The following is an 18,494-nucleotide window of genomic DNA, read 5'->3' as shown; positions in this document are numbered from 1 at the left end:
TCGAGGACGCGACATGGCCTACGTGATCACCCAGACATGCTGCAACGATGCGAGCTGCGTCGCCGTGTGCCCGGTGAACTGCATCCATCCCACCCCGGAGGAGCGCGAGTTCGCGCAGACCGAGATGCTGCACATCGATCCGCAGACCTGCATCGACTGCGGCGCGTGCGCGGACGCCTGCCCGGTCGAGGCGATCTTCCCCGAGGACCGGCTCACCGAGACCCAGGCCCGGTTCAAGGACATCAACGCCGACTACTACACGGCGCACCCGATGCCCGAGAACTGGAACCCGCTCACCCCGACCCCCGCCCCGCCCCGGGGGCAGGAGACCCTGCGGGTCGCGGTCGTCGGAGCCGGCCCCGCGGCGTGCTACGCCGCGCAGGAACTGCTCGAGCGCTCGAACGTCGAGGTGGAGATGTTCGACCGGCTGCCGACCCCCTGGGGCCTGGTCCGTAGCGGCGTCGCGCCCGACCACCCCGGGACCAAGGCCGTCACCGAGTCGTTCGAATGGTCGTTCCGTCGCGACGCGTTCGCTCTGCACCTCGACGTCGAGGTGGGCCGCGACCTCGACCACGACGAGCTGCTCGCCCATCACCACGCCGTCGTCTACGCCACCGGCGCATCCGCCGACCGCAGCCTCGGCATTCCCGGCGAGGACCTGCCCGGCAGCCACGCCGCCACCGAGTTCGTCGCCTGGTACAACGGCCACCCCGACTACGCCGACCGGGCCTTCGACCTCTCCGGTGAACGCGCGGTCCTCGTCGGCAACGGCAACGTCGCGCTCGATGTCGCCCGCATCCTCACCATGGACGTCGACGAACTGGCCCGGACCGACATCGCCGACCACGCCCTCGAGGCGCTGCGCCGGAGCAACATCCGCGAGGTCGTCCTGCTGGGCCGTCGCGGACCGGCCCAGGCGGCCTACAGCAATCCGGAATTCCTCGCCCTCGGTGATCTGAACGGGGTCGACGTCGTCGTCGACGAGTCCGAGCTCGACCTCGACCCCGCCAGCGCGGAGCTCGCCGCGGCGGATCCGGCGGTCGCCATGCGGATGCGGCTCGCCCGCGAATACGCGCGCCGCGAACCCCGGCCGGGAAACAAGCGCATCGTGTTCCGTTACCTCGTGTCACCCACCGAGATCGAGGGCACCGACCGGGTCGCGGGCCTGCGGGCGGTGCGCAACGAACTGATCCCCGGCGACGACGGTGCGCTCGTCGCCCGCCCCACCGAGCAGGCTCTGCACCTCGACGCGCAGCTGGTGCTGCGCTCGATCGGTTACCGCGGGGTTCCGCTCCCGGGGGTGCCGTTCGACGAGCGGCGCGCGATCGTCCCCAACGAGAACGGGCGGGTCACCGGGGCCGGACCGGGTGTGTACGTCACCGGGTGGATCAAGCGCGGGCCGAGCGGCGTGATCGGAACCAACAAGGCATGCGCCAAGGAAACCGTCGCGGCTCTGCTCGCCGACTTCGACGCCGGTCGGCTCACGCGGCCGGCGTACGGCCGGCGGGAACTCGATCGCCTGCTCGGGCAGCGGCGCCCGAGCCGCGTGGGCCTGAGCGGATGGCACGAGATCGACGAGGCCGAGCGCGCGGCCGGCCGTGCGGCCGGCCGGCCACGGGTCAAGCTGACCGATCGCGCACGCCTGACGACGACGGCGGCCGGCCGCCCGCGGTCGGGGCGCGGCCTGCTGCGTCTGGTCCGCCGATAACCGGTTGGGGCTTCGCCTGCGCCGGCACTAGAATCGTCCGACGGTGCCCGGCGCCGCCCGCGGCGACGTCCGCCGGGGGAGCTCAGGCCGGGAGGTCGATCCGCCGCGCTGTCGGGGCGCGCGCTGGTCGCCGGGCACGTCGAGGGTGACACGCAGTCCACGCCGGCGGTGACACGCGGCTCGTGCCGAGACGGTCATCGTCGTCCGGCACTGCCCGGCCCTCGACTCCGTTCCGGCAGGTCCGCCTGCCCTCGCGCCTCGAGAGGACCTACCCATGACAGCCCCCCATGCGGGCCCGGCCGCCGCGCCGGTGAGCGACAAGCTCGACGCGGCAGTTCTGAAGATCGCCTCGGTGGTGGTGCTCGGCGCCATCATGTCGATCCTCGACGTGACCGTCGTCTCCGTCGCCGTGCCGACGTTCATGAAGGAGTTCGACTCCAGCTACGCGACCGTCGCGTGGACGATGACCGCCTACACGCTGGCCCTCGCCAGCGTGATTCCGCTCACGGGCTGGGCCGCGGACCGGTTCGGCACCAAGCGCCTCTACGTCGCCGCACTCGTCCTGTTCGTCGCCGGCTCCGTGCTGTGCAGCATGGCGTGGGACATCACCTCGCTCATCGCATTCCGGGTCGTGCAGGGCCTCGGGGGCGGCATGCTCATGCCGTTGGGCATGACGATCATGACCCACGCGGCGGGCCCGCACCGGGTCGGCCGCGTGATGGCGGTGCTCGGCATCCCGATGCTGCTGGGCCCGATCGGCGGCCCGATTCTCGGCGGGTGGCTGATCGACACCGCCAGCTGGCACTGGATCTTCCTGATCAACCTGCCTATCGGTGTCGTGGCGCTCGTCGCCGCCGTGGTGATCCTGCCCAAGGACCGCCCGAGCCGGTCCGAGTCCTTCGACTTCGTGGGCATGGCGCTCCTGTCGCCGGGGCTGGCGCTGTTCCTGTTCGGTGTCTCCTCCATTCCGGAGGTCGGCACCGTCGCCGCGACGCGGGTCCTCGTTCCGGGCGTGATCGGCGTCGCGCTGATCGTCGCCTTCGTGTTCCACGCCTTGCGCGCCCGGAACCCGCTGATCGACCTGTACCTGTTCCGCAACCGCCAGCTGACGTTCGCGGTGCTCACCATGTCGGTGTTCGCGATCGCGTTCTTCGGCGCGGGGCTGCTGTTCCCCAGCTACTTCCTCCAGGTGCGGGGCGAGTCGACCTTGGCGGCGGGCATCCTGCTCGCACCGCAGGGCCTCGGCGCCATGCTCACCATGCCGATCGCCGGCCGGCTCGTCGACCGGATGGGTCCCGGGAAGATCGTGCTCGTCGGCCTGACCCTCGTCACGCTCGGCATGGCGGTCTTCACGCAGGTGGGCACGGACACCTCCTACGTCCTGCTCCTCGGCGCGCTGTTCGTCATGGGCATGGGAATGGGCGCCACGATGATGCCGACGATGACGGCCGCCCTGCAGACGCTGACCCATCAGAGCGTGGCCCGCGGGTCGACGCTGATGAACATCGTCCAGCAGGCCGCCGGTTCCGTGGGCACCGCGACCATGTCGGTGATCCTGAGCAGCCGCCTCGCGACCCCGGCGGGGGCGCCCGAGGGCGGCGGGCAGATGGACCCTGCGGCGCTCGACCAGATGCCCGCACCGGTCCAGGAGTCGATTCTCACCTCGCTCGCCGACGCCTTCGCGACTACGTTCCTCGTCGCGACGGTTCTCATGGCGCTCGCGGTGATCCCCGCGCTGTTCCTGCCGCGCACACGCGCGAAGTATCCGGCAGGAGAGGGACTGCAGCCGGTCGTCGTCCACTGAACCACCCGTCGGAGGGGGCGTGACGTACGTCGCGGCCCCTCCGCATGTCTGCGGCTAACCTCGTTCCGGCACCACGACGGCGACCCGAACGGACGTTTTCATGAGCATCGAACCCACCGACCGACGCCCCGCGCCGACGGGCGGACAGCCGCGCCTGTGCCGCCGCGCCCTCTTCGGCGGGGCCGGCGCCGTCGCCGCCGCCGCGGTCCTGTCCGCGTGCGGCACCGAGACCGAGGAAACCGACAGCACCCCCGCCGCGCCGACCACGCCGCCCGAGCCCGGTCCGGATGCCGCGGTCGTCGCCGCCGCGGCCGACATCCCGGTGGGCAGCGGCGTCCTGTTCGCCGACAGGCGTCTGGTGGTGACGCAACCCGTCGCCGGGGACTACCGGGCGTTCGTCGCATTGTGCACGCATTCGGGGTGCAACATCACCGGTGTCGAGGCCGACGAGATCGTCTGCGACTGCCACGGCAGCCGGTTCCGCTTGGACGGGACCGTGAGCAGAGGTCCCGCCCGCAAGCCGTTGAAGGCGCGGCCGGCCGGGGCCCGCGGTGCGGACGTCGTCGTCGATTGATCCGCGCGATCCGCTGAGCGGACGGGGGAGGCCGGAGTAGATTCGACCGCGACATCATCCCTGAAGTGCTGACCGGCAAAGGGGACCCATGGTGCGCAGGGGGCCGTTGATCACCTTGGCGGCGGTGGTGGTCCTCGCCGCCGTGCTGCTCGCGGTGAATGTCTCCAAGGAGGACGACGGCGCGACGCCGGCCCCGGGTCCCGCCGCGACGGCGGCGCCGGACCCCACCACCACGACGACAGCGACCCCGGCCGCAGTGGAATTCCCGGCGCAGGCCACCTACGTCGGACAGATCCCCGTCGCGACCGGAACGCTCACGCTCGCGATCGCCGTCGAGGGCGGGGACGCCGTCGCGTACGCGTGCGACGGCAGCGCGATCGAATCGTGGCTGGCCGGCGACGCAGACGCCGGCCGGCTCGACCTCGAGGGCCGGGAAGGAGCCCGTCTCGACGGCGAGTTCGACGGCGAGACGGTGCGCGGCACCCTGTGGCTCGGTGACCGCAGCTGGCCCTTCGACGCCGCGCCGGCCGAACCTCCGGCCGGCCTCTACCTCGCGAACGTCGGCGATGTCCGGGCGAGCTGGATCGTCACGCAGGACGGGACCGTCACGGGTGTGCTCCGCGGCGGCGACGGCGGCACCACACCCGCCCCTGCCCTCGCGCCGGACGGGACGGCGGTCGTCGACGGGGAGATCGTGACCGCGGACCCGGTGTCCGGCAGCGACACATTCTGACGGTGCCACCGGGTGGTGACGCCGAGAGGAGGACGGATGAGCACACCGCAGGTCCATCCCACCGCGCCGCCGCGAACGACCCCGGTGATCGTCGCATTCCTGGTGGGCGCCCTCGTCGCGGTCGGTCTCGGTGTCTACGGCAGCGTGCACGAGCCCACCTTCTTCTCGATCAACGTCGCCGGGTTCTCCAGCCCGACCGCCGTCAAGACGTGGCTGGCGACCCTCGCCGGTGTGCTGGCACTGGTGCAACTCGTCTCGGCGGCCGGGATGTACGGACGGTTGCCGGGACTGCGCGCGCCGAGCTGGATCGGGACCCTGCACGTGTGGTCGGGTCGCCTCGCCGTGCTGGCCACCGTCCCCGTCGCCGTGCACTGCCTGTATGCGCTCGGTTTCCGCACCGGTGAGCCGCGGGTGCTGTGGCACTCGCTGGCCGGTTGCCTCCTCTACGGGGCGTTCGTGACCAAGATGCTGCTCCTCAGCCGGCGGGGCCTGCCGGGATGGGCGGTTCCCCTGGCCGGCGGTGTCCTGTTCACGGCGATCGTGGTCGTGTGGACGACCTCGGCGCTGTACTTCTTCCGCACGACGGGCATCGCGTTCTGACGCCCCAACCCACTGTGTCCCTCCCACGATCGGAGCCGGAAATGGATCTCGAGCAGTTTCCCGTCAGCCGCCGTACGGTGCTGCTGGGGGCCGGGGTGGCCGCCGTCGCTGCCACCGCGGCCTGCAGTACCTACGGCGACGAGCCCGCCTCGGGGCAGACCTCCGCAGCGCAGGATGCCGGCAGCGGGACCCCGGCCGGCGCGTCCGCAGGACAACCGCTTGCGGCTGTCGCCGACATCCCCGTCGGCGGGGGGCAGGTCTTCCCCGATCAGAAGGTCGTGGTGACCCAGCCGGTCGCGGGCGAGGTACTCGCCTTCAGCGCGATCTGCACTCATCAGGGTTGCACGGTCGCGGCCGTGCAGGACGGCACGATCAACTGTCCCTGCCACGGCAGCCGGTTCAACCTCGACGGCACCGTCGCGAACGGCCCTGCCGCGCGTCCCCTCGAGAGCAGGGCCGTCACCGTCGACAACGGCGAGATCACGCTCGCGTAATCGGGTCCGCCGTCCGGCCGCCGGATCGCCCGGGGCGGCACCGGGATAGGGTCGATTGCGTGATCGGACCTCTGCGCGACTGGCGGCCGCGGGCGTTGCGTGAAGGCGGCGAACCCGACGCCCGCTTCACTCTCGCCAACGAACGCACGTTCCTCGCGTGGATCCGCACCGCGCTCGGCGTCATCGCGGCGGCCGTCGCGCTCGAGACCTTCGCCGGGGACGTCGTGGGACCGGTGGTGCGGACCACACTGTCGTGTGCGTTGCTCGTGTTCTCTGCGGTCCTGGTGATCGCCGCCCTGCGGCGCTGGCTGCAGATCGAGGCCGCGATGCGGACCGAACGCCCCCTGCCGCCGCCGCGGATCGCCTTCCTGCTGGCGGCGATGCTGGCGGTCGGGGCTCTGGCCCTCACCGTGGCTCTCCTGGTATGAGCGCGCCGCCGCGGTCCGGCCGACGATGAGACACGACGACCCCGGGTTGCAGCCCGAGCGCACCACTCTCGCGTGGCTGCGCACGGCGACCGGGCTGGGAGCGGTGGTCCTGCTGTTTCTGCGCCTGGCCCCCGGCCCCGCCCCCGTGGTGGTGACGATCGGCCTGCTGTGCCTGGTCCCGGCGCTCGTGCTGCTCGTGACGAGCGGACGCGAGCACCGCGCCCGGGTGAGCCGCTTCATCGAGGGACGGGCGAGGCACCACTGGTGGCGCAACATCGTCCTGACCGTCACCGTCGTGGTCCTCGCGCTCGCCGCCGCCACGCTCATCGTCACGTCGCAGGTGTGAGCGCCGCGCCGATGCGCGCCGTCCCGGGTCCGGTGCCGGAAGCCGACGACAGCGGCAGCGCCGGAGACTACCGTGGACATGTGCGTCCACCAGCCGTCGACACGGCCACGGGTGCCACCGACACCGGCCGTCACGCGCCGCGCCCGCAGTCTGCCCCGGCGGAACCGGCAGCACCGGCAGAGGGCCTGCTGGCGGTTCGGGCGCACTGGGCATTCGACGGTGAGCGGACACTTCCCGGCGGAGCCCTGGTGCTCTGCCGGGACGGCCGCATCATCGGAATGGAATCCGCCACATGTGCGCCGCCGGCGGGCTGGCAACTGCACGACTATCCCGACGCCACGATCCTGCCGGGGCTCGTCGACTGCCACGTCCATCTCTGCGGAGACTCCCGCAACGGCGCCCTCGATCGCCTCCCCGGCCTCACCGACGACGAACTCGACGCGATCATCGACCGCAGTCTCGCCGATCAGCTCGCAGCCGGTGTCACGACCGTGCGGGACCTCGGCGACCGACACTGGGCCGTCGTCGACCGGCGGGACCGCCTCGCGCACGAATCACCTGCGCGTTGTCCGACCATCGTGGCGGCCGGCCCCCCGATCACCACCCACCAGGGCCACTGCTGGCACATGGGCGGCGCCGCCGAACGATCCGACGAGATCCGCGCTGCGGTTCGTGAACGCGCAGATCGCCGTGTCGACATCGTCAAGGTCATGGCGAGCGGTGGAGCCATGACCGCCGGTACCGACGTCCTGACCTGCCAATACCGTCTCGGTCAGCTTCGGCTCGTGGTCGACGAATCTCACGCCGCCGGACTGCCTGTCACCGCCCATGCCCACGGGCTGCCCGCCGTCCGGCAGGCACTCGCGGCCGGTGTCGACGGAATCGAGCACTGCAGCTGCCTCACCGAGCACGGAATCGATCTTCCCGAATCGGTGCTTCGGCACCTCGCCGAGAGCCGGATTGTCGTCTGCCCAACCCTGGGAAGACGACCCGACGTGACGCTGCCGCCCGGTGTCCTTGCCGTGCTGCAGAAGACCGGCACGACGTGGGAAGCCCGGCAGGAGTTGGCGGTTCGCCTCTGTCACGCCGGGGTCGATGTCGTTTCCGGGGTCGACGCCGGCATCAGCGACGGGAAGGCCCACGGCATCCTGGCGCTCGCCGTCGCCGACTTGGTCGTCGGCGGCGCCGACGTCACCACGGCTCTCGCCACCGCGACCTCCCGGGCAGCACGTGCCTGCGGTCTCAGCGACCGCAAAGGTGCTCTCCGAACCGGGTACGACGCCGACCTGCTTGTCGTCGACGGCGACGTGACCGTCGACATCCGCGCGCTGCAACGCATCCGTGCCGTCTACCTCCACGGCACGCTCGCCGCCACAACGCGATAGCGCGAGGCATGCCTGGACGATCTACGCCCGTATCACCCGGGCACGGAGCCGTGGAAGGCCCACGACCGGGCGGTCAGCGCGATCCGGCCGGCTCCGTCGCGGCGCAGGCGGGCATCGAGTGCCGCCCGCAGCTCGGCTCGGCGCCCGGCCGGCAGTGACAGGCAATATCCGGGGGCGGGTCCCTGACCGCCGAGGAACGGTGCCCAGAAATCGTCGAAGTCGGCGAACACGGTGGGAACCTCGAGGGACTCGATCCGCACCCCGGTGAGACCTGCGGACGCCAGCAGGTCGTGGAGGGGACCGGGACGGCAGAGCGGGAAACGGACGCCCTCGTCCAGGTCCCGTGCCGTCTCGTCCAGGTCGACGGCCGCATCCCAGAAGGCGCGAATCATCTCCATGCCCTCGGCGTAATCCCACACGTAGCCGCCGATCGTCCCGCCCGATCGGGTGACGCGACGCATCTCGGCAAGACCCTCGAGCGGATCGGGAAGGAAGTTGAGCACCAATCCGGACACGACGTGGTCGAACTCGCCGTCCCCGGCCGGGAGCGCCGCAGCGGTACCCGGCCGGACCTCGAAGCGGGGATCGTCGACCGCTGTGCGGGCCGCCGTGGCGAAGCCCTCGGACGGCTCGACCCCGACGACTCGGGCCGGTTCCGCGGCGACAAGGACGGCGTGCGCAAGGGCGCCGGTCCCGCATCCCACGTCGCACCACGCCGCGCCCGCGCCGCCAGGGGGCAGCCATTGCAGGAACTTCGAAGCGACCGGGCGGCTCCAGCGGCCTACATAGCGCTCGTATGCCTCGGCGATCTCCCAGGCGTCGGCGGCGTGATCCGTCATCGCTGTCTTCCTCTCTCCGACCTCCGGAGCCGACCTGCGCGGACCGTCCCCGCTTCCTACGAACCGGATCCGGGCGTCCCGCCCGAACGGCGGTCGAGCTCGATCACCCGGGCGCCGCCTTGCGCCGCGGCCACCTTGGTCTCGGTGCCGTCCTCGGTCACGGCGACGATCTCGCACCGGCACAGCGCCTGCCGCCGGCTCGAGTCGACGACCGCCGCCTCGGCCCGCAGCAGCGTGCCACGACCCGGGCGCAGGTAGTCGATCGTGAACCCGGTCGTCACGATGGACGATCCGAGCACGGTTCCCGCTGCGAACGTCAGGGAATTGTCCGCCGCATAGGCCAGCACTCCACCGTGGACGAACCCGAACTGCTGCAGCAATTCCGGGCGCAGGGGGATCTCGAGCACCGCACGTCCCGGCTCGTACCCGACGACCCGGGCGCCGACCAGGACGCTGAACGGTTGCGCTGCGAGCACGGCCGCCGCGTCGTCCACTCCGCGAAGTTCCACGGACTGCAGTCTGCCCCACCCTGCCGGGAACGGCCATATCATTCGCGCATGACGCAGCCACCTCCGTCGCCTACGGTCCGCTGGCCGGACCTCGCCGCCCTCGAACTGCTCGTCGGCATCGACGACCACGGCGGGCTCGGGGCGGCTGCCCGCGCCGCCGGTGTCGCGCAACCCAATGCCAGCCGTGCGGTACGCCGCCTCGAGAAGCAGCTCGGGGCCGTGCTCGTGCGCCGGGGACGCGCCGGCTCTGCGCTCACCCCGGAGGGCACCGTCGTCGCGCACTGGGCGCGACAGACCCTCACCGACGCCCGTCGACTACTCGACGCCGCGGCGGCGTTGCGCAGCGACCGGCAGGCCGAACTGACCGTGGCGGCCAGCATGACCGTCGCCGAACACCTCATCCCGCGCTGGCTGGGCCGCTTCCGCGGTCTCCGCGACGACGTGCACATCCAGTTGCAGGTCCACAACTCGCGGCAGGTGTGCGACGCGGTCGCGGCGGGCCGCTGCCACGTCGGATTCGTCGAAGCTCCCGCCGTCCCACCGGGACTGCACAGCACGCCGGTGGCGCAGGATCGGCTCGTGGTGGTCGTCACGCCGGCTCATCCCTGGGCACGACGCCGGCGACCGCTCACCGTCGCCGAACTGGCCGCGACACCGCTCGTCGTGCGCGAGGAGGGCTCGGGGACGCGGCACACGCTGGACCTCGCCCTGCGCGAGTTCGATCGGCCGGCACCGCTGCTCGAACTCGGCAGCGGCGCCGCGGTACGCACCGCGGCGCTCGGGGGCGTGGGCCCGGCCGTGCTGAGCACCTTGGCCGTGGCCGACCATGTCGCGGCCGGGGAACTGCGGGCCGTCGACGTCGAAGGCCTCGATCTGGCCCGCACCCTGCGCGCGGTGTGGCGCCCCCCGCGCAAGCTCGCCGGGCCGGCCGGAGAACTGGTGCGGATGATCGTCCGCGGCGCCTGATCGCCCGATCGCCCCTGGTCCGGCGTCCGGATGCGTCATCATGATCGACGGGGACGCTGCCAGACGGGGACGCTGCCATCGGGAGTGAGACATGGACGCATCGCGCGGGCCGAGGCTGTGACGGTCGCCGAGATCGATCGTCGCCCGCAGCGAGCGGGTGCGGTTCTCGCGACGCTGATCCTCGTCGCCACCGTCGCCAACCTCAATCTCTCGGTGGCCAACATCGCGCTGCCCGCGATCGGCCGGGCCTTCGACGCGAGCCAGACGGAACTGAACCTGGTCGCGGTCGGGTATTCGCTGGGTCTGGCCGCGTCGGTGCTGTACCTGGGGGCGCTCGGGGACCGCTACGGCCGCAAGCAGTTGCTCGTGCTCGGTGTCGCCCTGTCGATACCCGCGTGTCTGCTGGCGGCCTTCGCGCCGAACGTCGAGGTGCTGTTCGCGGCCCGGCTGGCCGGCGGCCTCGCCGCGGGACTGGCGTATCCCACGACTCTGGCGCTGATCACCGCCTTGTGGTCCGGAGCCTCACGGACCCGCGCGATCGCGTTGTGGTCGGCGACCGGCGGGGCGATCGCCGCGCTCGGACCGCTGTTGTCCGGACTGCTCCTCGAGTACTTCTACTGGGGCTCGGCCTTCCTGATCACCCTGCCGCTCGCCGTCGTCGCCCTCGTGGCGGCGGCTGTGCTGATTCCCGCGCACGTCAACGAGACCACCGGCCCGGTCGACCATGTCGGCGGAGTCGTGTCGGTGCTGTTCGTGGCGGCGCTCGTGATAACGGTCAACCTCGCACCCGAGAGCGGCAGCGGCACGGCGGCTCTGGTCGGCGCGGCCGTCACCGCCGTCGCGGGCGCGGTGTTCGTGTGGCGGCAGCGGCGGGTCCCCGAGCCGCTGTTCGACCTGAAGGTGGCCGCGCGGCCGACGTTCTGGGTGGCTGCGGTGGCAGGCATCATCGTGTTCGGAACCCTGATGGGGGTGATGTTCGTCGGACAGCAGTTCCTGCAGAACGTCCTCGGTTACTCCACGCTCGCCGCCGGGTCGACGATCCTCCCCGCCGCAGCGTGCATGCTCGTCGTGGCTCCGTACTCGGCCCGTCTGGTCGAGAGCCGGGGTGCCCGCACCACATTGCTGCTCGGCTACGCGTTCATCCTCCTCGGGCTCGCCGTCGCACTGACGATGTGGGACGAGACCTCCAGCTACTGGCAGATCGCCCTCGCGTACGCCTTCGTCGGGGTCGGGGTGGGTCTCGCCGGCACGCCCGCCTCGCGCTCGCTCACCGGCTCGGTACCGGTGACCCGCGCCGGGATGGCGTCGGCGACCGCCGACCTGCAGCGGGATCTGGGCGGGGCCGTGATGCAGTCGGTCCTCGGGGCGTTGCTCACCGCCGGGTACGTGTCGTCGATCTCGGCGGCGATCTCGTCGTCACCGGACGCGGACGAGATCAGCAGCCAGACACAGGCTGCGCTGACCAAGTCGTTCGCGAGTGCCGCCGATCTCGCCGAGCGGTATCCGCAGTACGCCGACGCCATCATGGCTGCGGCGCGCGCAGCGTTCCTGGCCGGGGACACGAAGGCGTACACCGCCGCTCTTCTCGTCGTCGCCGCCGGTGCCGTCCTGGTGTTCTTCGCCTTCCCGAAGCGCGACACCGAAAGACGGCTGCTCGCGTCGTACCGCGCTCAGGACGAAGGCGCCGAGCCGGCGGCGGACGAACGCGCCGAGCCGGCGGCGGACGGCCGGTCGGAGGCCCAGCCCGGCGACGTGGACCGTTAGCGCGGCTCGCTGCTGCCGTGCCGGGTCAGCGCGGCTCCCCGCTGCCGTGCAGGGCGCCGATTCCGGCGACGACCACCAGCGCGATGCCTGCCGCCGCGATGGGCTGGACCCACTGGCCGAGCACCAGCGCGCCCGCCAGGGCCGCCGCGGCCGGTTCGAGAGCGATGAGGATGGCGAACACGTTTCTCGGCAGATCGCGCAGCGCCCGCATCTCCAGGCTGTAGGGGATCACGGAGGACAGCAGGGCCACCACCGCTCCGGCGGCGAGGATCGCAGGGTCGGCCAGGCCGGCGCCCGCGGTCCCGAGACCGAAGGGAAGGACGAGCACCGCAGCGACGGTGGTAGCGACGGTCAGGCCCGCCGCGCCGGATACGGTGGCGGCCACGTGCGAGCCCGCGACGATGTACCAGGCCCAGCCGGCCGCGGCGAGCAGCGCGAATCCGATCCCCACCGGGTCGAGAGCGCCGCCGTCCCCGCCGAGGCCGCGCGCCCCGAGGAGGGCCACCCCGGCCAGCGCGAGTGCCACCCACAGCGCGTCCCGTGGGCGGCGGGAGAGCACCGCGGCGAGGGTGAGTGGTCCGAGGAATTCGATCGTGACCGCCGCCGCGAGCGGGAGTCGCGCGATCGCCACATAGAAGAAGCCGTTCATCGCGGCCAGGCTCACTCCGAGAGCGACCGCGCCCCGCCACTGCGCCCGGCCCCAGTGCCGCACCGACGGCCGTACCGCCGCCCACAGGATCGCCGCGGCGAGCGTCAGCCGCAGCGTGACCGTGCCGAGGGCGCCGACGTCGTCGAACAGGGTGCTGGCGAAGGCCGCACCGAACTGCAGGGAGAGCACCGAGCCGAGCACGGCCGCGACGGGCACGGTCCGGCTGCCGCCTCGTGGCGTCCGTGCCGTGCCGCTCATGCATCCTCCGGAAGGTCTGGGGGATCCGTCGTCCCGCGTGCGACGAATGTTGCCGCACGGCAGCACGATCGGCAGCAGGGGCGACGCCGACCAAAAAACAATCATGAGAGCTTGATTTTTGCTGCCGGGGGTGTGACTCTGGTCGCATGACGGAGCTGCAACCGCTTCTCGACGACCTGCGTGCCGAGGGCGACGACCTCGACGCCCTCGTCGCCGACCTTCCGGACGAGCGCTGGACGACCTCGACGCCCGCCGAGGGCTGGACCATCGCCCACCAGGTCGGACACCTGCTGTGGACCGACCGCGCCGCCCTCACCGCCGTCGAAGACCCGGAGGCGTTCGTCGCCGGGCTCGGCGAGATCACCGACCCGGACCGCTTCGTCGACGACGGGGCGCGGGAACAGGCCCGTCGGCCGCCGGCCGAACTGCTCGCCGACTGGCGTGCGGCGCGGCGCGCCCTCGCCGACGCCCTCGCGGCCGTCCCCGCCGGGACCAAGATCGTCTGGTACGGCCCGCCCATGAGTGCGGCTTCGATGGCCACCGCGCGGCTGATGGAGACCTGGGCGCACGGCTCCGACGTAGCCGACGCGCTGGGCGTCACCCGCACGCCCACGCACCGGCTGCGCCACATCGCCCATCTCGGTGTCCGCACCCGCGACTTCGCGTTCACCGTGCACGGGCGCACCCCGCCTGCCGGGTCGTTCCACGTCCGGCTCACCGCCCCCGACGGGCAGGAATGGACCTGGGGTCCCGAGGGCGCCACCCAGACCGTCACGGGATCCGCCCTCGACTTCTGCCGCCTGGTGACCCAGCGGGTCCACCGCGCCGACACCGACCTCGTCGCCACCGGACCGGACGCGGATGCGTGGCTCGACCTCGCTCAGGCATTCGCCGGGCCGCCCGGCGCCGGTCGCACCCCGGACGGAGCGAACGCGTGAACGCGCAGCCGGCGGGCCGTGCGGTGCGCATCGGAAACTGTTCCGGCTTCTACGGTGACCGGCTCAGGGCCATGCGGGAGATGCTCGAGGGCGGCGAACTCGACTACCTGACCGGCGATTATCTCGCCGAGCTGACCATGCTCATCCTCGGCCGGGACCGGATGAAGGACCCGGAGCTCGGTTATGCCAAGACGTTCCTGCGGCAACTTGAGGACTGTCTCGGGCTCGCCGTCGACAAGGGCGTGAAGATCGTCGCCAATGCCGGGGGGCTCAACCCCGCCGGGCTGGCGACGGCCGTGCGCGACCTCGCCGGCCGGCTCGGACTCGACGTCGCCGTCGCCCACGTCGAGGGCGACGACCTCATCGCCCGGGCCGCCGAACTCGGTCTGGCCGCCGATCCACCGCCGCTGACTGCCAACGCCTACCTCGGCGCCTGGGGTATCGCGGAATGCCTGAACGCCGGCGCCGACCTCGTCGTCACCGGCCGGGTCACCGACGCCTCGGTGATCGTCGGGCCCGCGGCGGCCCATTTCGGTTGGGCCCGGGACGATTTCGACGCTCTCGCGGGCGCGGTGGCGGCTGGGCACGTGATCGAGTGCGGCGCCCAGGCGACCGGCGGCAACTACGCCTTCTTCACCGAGATCGCCGATCTCGACCGGCCGGGCTTCCCGATCGCCGAGATCGAGGCCGACGGAAGTTCCACGATCACCAAGCATCCCGGCACCGGCGGCGCCGTCACCGTCGGCACCGTGACTGCCCAGCTGCTGTACGAGGTGACCGGTGGCCGCTACGCCGGTCCCGATGTCACCACCCGCCTCGACACCGTCCGGCTCACCCAGGACGGGCCGGACCGGGTCCGGATCAGCGGCGTCCGCGGCGAGGCGCCGCCACCCACGCTGAAGGTCTCCCTCAACGCCCTCGCCGGCTTCCGGAACGAAGCGGTGTTCGTCCTCACCGGCCTCGACATCGAGGCCAAGGCCGCGCTGGTGCGACGGCAGGTGGAAGCGGACCTGACCACCCGGCCTGCCGAGCTCGAGTGGACCCTCGCCCGCACCGACCATCCGGACGCCGACACCGAGGAGGCGGCCAGCGCCCTGCTGCGCTGCACCGTGCGCGACCGCGACCCGAAGGTCGTCGGCCGCGCCTTCTCCTCGGTCGCCGTCGAGTACGCGCTCGCCAGCTACCCCGGCTTCTCGCTGACCGCCCCGCCCGGTAACGGGCAGCCGTACGCGGTGTTCACCCCCGGCTACGTCGATGCCGCCGAAGTACCGCACACCGCGGTGCTGCCGGACGGCGGCCGAATCCCGATTGCGTGCGTCACCCCGACGCGTGCACTCGAACCTGTCGGCGAACCCGAACTTCCCGATCCGCTACCACCCGGGCCCGTACGGCACGCGCCGCTCGGGCTCGTCGCCGGCGCCCGCAGCGGCGACAAGGGTGGCGACGCGAACGTGGGGGTGTGGGTGCGCACCGACGACCAGTGGCGGTGGCTGGTGCACACCCTCACCGTCGACACGCTGAAAACGCTGCTGCCCGAAGCGAAGAACCTGACCGTGACGCGTCATGTGCTGCCGAACCTGCGGGCGGTGAACTTCGTGGTCGAGGGCATCCTCGGCCGCGGCGTCGCCTCGCAGGCCCGCTTCGACCCGCAGGCAAAGGGCCTCGGCGAGTGGCTGCGCAGCAGATACCTCTACATCCCCGAGACCCTCCTGGACGGCGACGGGACGGAGAACCCCGAGAGGAAGAACACCGAGTGAGCATCTGGGACACCCCCGAACGCCGCGAGCTGCGCTCGACGGTCCACTCCTTCGTCCGGCGCGAGATCCTGCCGCATCTCGCCGCGTGGGAGCGCGACGGCGAACTGCCCCGCGAACTGCACAAGAAGGCTGCCGCGCTCGGCCTGCTCGGCGCCGGATTCCCCGAGGCCGTCGGCGGCGCCGGGGGCGACGCGGCGGACAGCCTCACCGTGTGCGAGGCCTTCCACGAGGCCGGCGCCTCCGGCGGGGCGTTCGCCTCCCTGTTCACCTGCGGCATCGCCCTGCCGCACCTCGTCGCCGCCGGCGACGAAGAGCAGATCGGCAAGTGGGTCGCGCCGACTCTCGCCGGTGAGCTCGTCGGCTCCCTCGCGATCACCGAACCCGGCGGCGGCTCCGACGTCGGGCACCTGACCACCACCGCCGTCCGCGACGGCGATCACTACATCGTCGACGGCGCCAAGACCTACATCACCTCCGGCTGCCGCGCCGACTTCGTCGTCACCGCTGTGCGCACCGGCGGCCCCGGTGCCGGTGGCGTCTCGCTGCTCGTGATCGAAAAGGGCACAACGGGATTCACCGTCTCGCGCAAACTGGACAAGATGGGCTGGCGTGCCTCCGACACCGCGGAACTGTCGTTCGCCGGTGTGCGCGTGCCGGTCGCCAATCTCGTCGGAGCCGAGAACAGCGGCTTCGCGCAGATCGCGCAGGCCTTCGTCTCCGAGAGGATCGCCCTCGCCGCGCAGGCCTACTCGAGCGCGCAGCGGTGCCTGGACCTGACCGTGGCCTGGTGCCGGGACCGCGAGACGTTCGGCCGGCCCCTGATCTCCCGGCAGTCCGTACAGCGCACCCTCGCCGAGATGGCCCGGCGGATCGACGTCGCGCGGGTGTACGGCCGGCGCGTCGTCGAGCGGTCCCTCGTCGGTGACGGCGACCTCGTCGCTGAGGTGTGCTTCGCCAAGAACACCGCCGTCGAGGCCGGGGAGTGGGTCGCGCACCAGGCCGTGCAGCTCTTCGGCGGCCTGGGCTACATGGCCGAGTCCGAGGTCGAACGACAGTACCGCGACATGCGCATCCTCGGTATCGGCGGCGGTACCACCGAGATCCTCACCGAACTTGCCGCGAAACGATTGGGGTACACCGCGTGAGCATCCTGCAGACGACCGTCGACCCGTCCTCGGCGGAGTACGCCGCCGCGGCCGAGGCGATGACCGCCCAGCTGGCAGACCTCGAAGCCGAACACGCCAAGGCCCTCGCCGGCGGCGGGGAGAAGTACGTCCGGCGGCATCACGAACGCGGCAAGCTGCTGCCGCGCGAACGGATCGAACTGCTCCTCGACCCCGACTCGCCGTTCCTCGAGCTGTCCCCGCTCGCCGCCTGGGGCACCGAGTTCCCGGTCGGCGGCAGCACCGTCACCGGAATCGGCGTCGTCGAGGGCGTCGAATGCCTGATCGTCGCCAACGACCCCACCGTCCGCGGCGGTACGAGCAATCCCTGGACTCTGCGGAAAGGGTTCCGCGCCAACGACATCGCGATGCAGAACCGGCTGCCGGTCATCTCCCTCGTCGAGTCGGGTGGTGCCGACCTGCCCACCCAGAAGGAGGTGTTCATCCCCGGCGGGCGCATGTTCCGCGACCTGACGCAGCTGTCCGCCGCCGGAATCCCGACCATTGCCCTGGTGTTCGGCAATTCCACCGCGGGCGGCGCGTACATACCCGGCATGTCGGACCACGTGGTGATGATCGAGAAGCGGTCGAAGGTGTTCCTCGCCGGGCCGCCCCTGGTGAAGATGGCCACCGGCGAGGAATCCGACGACGAATCCCTCGGCGGAGCGGAGATGCACGCCCGCACCTCCGGGCTGGCCGACTACTACGCGGTCGACGAACCCGACGCGATCCGGATCGGCCGGGGCATCGTCCGTCGTCTGAACTGGCGCAAGCAGGGCCCCGAACCCCACCCGGAGGTGCGTGAACCCCGTCACGATCCCGAGGAACTGCTCGGCATCGTGCCCGCCGACCTCAAGGTGCCGTTCGACCCGCGCGAGGTGATCGCCCGCATCGTCGACGATTCCGACTTCGACGAGTTCAAACCGCTCTACGGGTCGTCGCTCGTCACCGGCTGGGCTCGTCTGCACGGCTACCCGGTGGGAATCCTCGCCAACGCCCGCGGCGTGCTGTTCAGCGAGGAATCCCAGAAGGCCACCCAGTTCATCCAGCTCGCGAACCGTGCGAACACCCCGTTGCTGTTCCTGCACAACACCACCGGCTACATGGTCGGCCGCGAGTACGAGGAACGCGGCATGATCAAGCACGGCTCGATGATGATCAATGCGGTCTCCAACTCGACGGTGCCGCACATCTCGATCCTGCTCGGCGCCTCCTACGGTGCCGGCCACTACGGGATGTGCGGTCGTGCCTTCGACCCGCGGTTCCTGTTCGCCTGGCCCAGCGCCAAGTCCGCGGTGATGGGCGGCGCACAGCTCGCGGGCGTCATCTCCATCGTCGGACGGGCCGCTGCCGAGGCGCGCGGACAGGCGTTCGACGAGGCCGCCGACGAGGCGATGCGCGCGGCGATCGAGAACCAGATCGAGGCGGAGTCGCTGCCGATGTTCCTGTCCGGCCGGCTCTACGACGACGGGGTCATCGACCCGCGCGACACCCGCACCGTGGTGGGGATGTGCCTGTCGGCCATCGCCAACGCGCCGATCGAGGGCACCGACAGCTTCGGTGTCTTCCGGATGTGAGG

At 71.6% G+C, this 18,494-nt stretch carries 18 protein-coding genes; 15 read left to right on the top strand and 3 right to left on the bottom strand.

Translation table 11 applies throughout. From position 1 onward, the window contains the following. Positions 1–13: 13 nt before the first annotated feature. From AC2IPW_RS17675 to AC2IPW_RS17635, 9 genes are all read left to right on the top strand, one after another. Complete coding sequence (locus AC2IPW_RS17675) at positions 14–1,708, top strand: FAD-dependent oxidoreductase (RefSeq protein WP_486375290.1); 1,695 nt, start codon at positions 14–16, stop codon at positions 1,706–1,708. A 274-nt stretch (positions 1,709–1,982) separates the two neighbouring features. After that, on the top strand, positions 1,983–3,512 hold the full coding sequence (locus AC2IPW_RS17670) for a DHA2 family efflux MFS transporter permease subunit (RefSeq protein WP_486375289.1): 1,530 nt from the start codon (positions 1,983–1,985) through the stop codon (positions 3,510–3,512). A 100-nt stretch (positions 3,513–3,612) separates the two neighbouring features. Further along, positions 3,613–4,086: a QcrA and Rieske domain-containing protein gene (locus AC2IPW_RS17665; protein WP_450120539.1), complete on the top strand. Its 474-nt coding sequence runs from the start codon at positions 3,613–3,615 to the stop codon at positions 4,084–4,086. An 88-nt stretch (positions 4,087–4,174) separates the two neighbouring features. Further along, entirely contained in the window at positions 4,175–4,819 is a 645-nt protein-coding gene (locus tag AC2IPW_RS17660; protein ID WP_486375288.1) for a hypothetical protein, read from the top strand. A 36-nt stretch (positions 4,820–4,855) separates the two neighbouring features. Next, on the top strand, positions 4,856–5,419 hold the full coding sequence (locus AC2IPW_RS17655) for a DUF6529 family protein (RefSeq protein ID WP_486375287.1): 564 nt from the start codon (positions 4,856–4,858) through the stop codon (positions 5,417–5,419). Between the two features lie 41 nt (positions 5,420–5,460). After that, entirely contained in the window at positions 5,461–5,913 is a 453-nt protein-coding gene (locus tag AC2IPW_RS17650) for a QcrA and Rieske domain-containing protein (protein ID WP_486375286.1), read from the top strand. A gap of 59 nt (positions 5,914–5,972) precedes the next feature. Then, positions 5,973–6,341: a YidH family protein gene (locus AC2IPW_RS17645; protein ID WP_003937644.1), complete on the top strand. Its 369-nt coding sequence runs from the start codon at positions 5,973–5,975 to the stop codon at positions 6,339–6,341. Positions 6,342–6,366: 25 nt separating this feature from the next. After that, the gene (locus AC2IPW_RS17640; protein WP_371383494.1) at positions 6,367–6,687 is read left to right on the top strand and encodes a DUF202 domain-containing protein; all 321 of its coding nucleotides are present in this window, start codon (positions 6,367–6,369) and stop codon (positions 6,685–6,687) included. An 80-nt stretch (positions 6,688–6,767) separates the two neighbouring features. Then, entirely contained in the window at positions 6,768–8,072 is a 1,305-nt protein-coding gene (locus AC2IPW_RS17635; protein ID WP_486375285.1) for an amidohydrolase family protein, read from the top strand. Between the two features lie 32 nt (positions 8,073–8,104). Here AC2IPW_RS17635 and AC2IPW_RS17630 read toward each other — a convergent pair whose 3' ends face one another. Together AC2IPW_RS17630 and AC2IPW_RS17625 are read right to left on the bottom strand one after the other, a co-directional pair. Next, the gene (locus AC2IPW_RS17630; protein ID WP_371383496.1) at positions 8,105–8,911 is read right to left on the bottom strand and encodes a class I SAM-dependent methyltransferase; all 807 of its coding nucleotides are present in this window, start codon (positions 8,909–8,911) and stop codon (positions 8,105–8,107) included. Positions 8,912–8,967: 56 nt separating this feature from the next. Then, positions 8,968–9,405 (bottom strand): PaaI family thioesterase, encoded by a 438-nt coding sequence (locus tag AC2IPW_RS17625; protein ID WP_003937647.1) that lies wholly within the window; start codon positions 9,403–9,405, stop codon positions 8,968–8,970. Positions 9,406–9,468: 63 nt separating this feature from the next. Between AC2IPW_RS17625 and AC2IPW_RS17620 the strand changes: the two genes are divergently transcribed. Both AC2IPW_RS17620 and AC2IPW_RS17615 read left to right on the top strand, forming a co-directional pair. Beyond that, positions 9,469–10,386: a LysR family transcriptional regulator gene (locus tag AC2IPW_RS17620; RefSeq protein WP_289381279.1), complete on the top strand. Its 918-nt coding sequence runs from the start codon at positions 9,469–9,471 to the stop codon at positions 10,384–10,386. Positions 10,387–10,503: 117 nt separating this feature from the next. Next, entirely contained in the window at positions 10,504–12,150 is a 1,647-nt protein-coding gene (locus AC2IPW_RS17615; protein WP_371383512.1) for an MFS transporter, read from the top strand. Positions 12,151–12,175: 25 nt separating this feature from the next. Here the strand turns inward: AC2IPW_RS17615 and AC2IPW_RS17610 are convergent, their stop codons facing one another. Next, complete coding sequence (locus AC2IPW_RS17610; protein ID WP_486375284.1) at positions 12,176–13,057, bottom strand: EamA family transporter; 882 nt, start codon at positions 13,055–13,057, stop codon at positions 12,176–12,178. Positions 13,058–13,203: 146 nt separating this feature from the next. On the opposite strand from AC2IPW_RS17610, the gene AC2IPW_RS17605 reads away from it, so the two are divergent. Genes AC2IPW_RS17605 through AC2IPW_RS17590 form a run of 4 tightly spaced genes read left to right on the top strand, consistent with a single transcriptional unit; the run spans position 13,204 to position 18,492 of the window. Beyond that, entirely contained in the window at positions 13,204–13,995 is a 792-nt protein-coding gene (locus AC2IPW_RS17605; protein ID WP_486375283.1) for a TIGR03084 family metal-binding protein, read from the top strand. Next, positions 13,992–15,752: an acyclic terpene utilization AtuA family protein gene (locus AC2IPW_RS17600; RefSeq protein WP_003937652.1), complete on the top strand. Its 1,761-nt coding sequence runs from the start codon at positions 13,992–13,994 to the stop codon at positions 15,750–15,752. Before AC2IPW_RS17605 ends, AC2IPW_RS17600 begins: the two co-directional genes overlap by 4 nt. Then, positions 15,749–16,897, top strand: a complete 1,149-nt coding sequence (locus AC2IPW_RS17595) for an acyl-CoA dehydrogenase family protein (RefSeq protein WP_486375282.1) — start codon at positions 15,749–15,751, stop codon at positions 16,895–16,897. Before AC2IPW_RS17600 ends, AC2IPW_RS17595 begins: the two co-directional genes overlap by 4 nt. Beyond that, positions 16,894–18,492 carry an acyl-CoA carboxylase subunit beta gene (locus AC2IPW_RS17590; RefSeq protein ID WP_486375281.1) on the top strand — a complete coding sequence of 533 codons (1,599 nt, stop codon included), beginning with the start codon at positions 16,894–16,896 and terminating at the stop codon, positions 18,490–18,492. The genes AC2IPW_RS17595 and AC2IPW_RS17590 overlap by 4 nt, the downstream gene beginning before the upstream one ends. Positions 18,493–18,494 lie beyond the last annotated feature (2 nt).

It is taken from the genome of Rhodococcus sp. NS-SX18 (genome assembly GCF_057367935.1).
The sequence above is the reverse complement of the archived record's forward strand: the minus strand, read 5'-3'. Positions and strand labels throughout refer to the sequence as shown.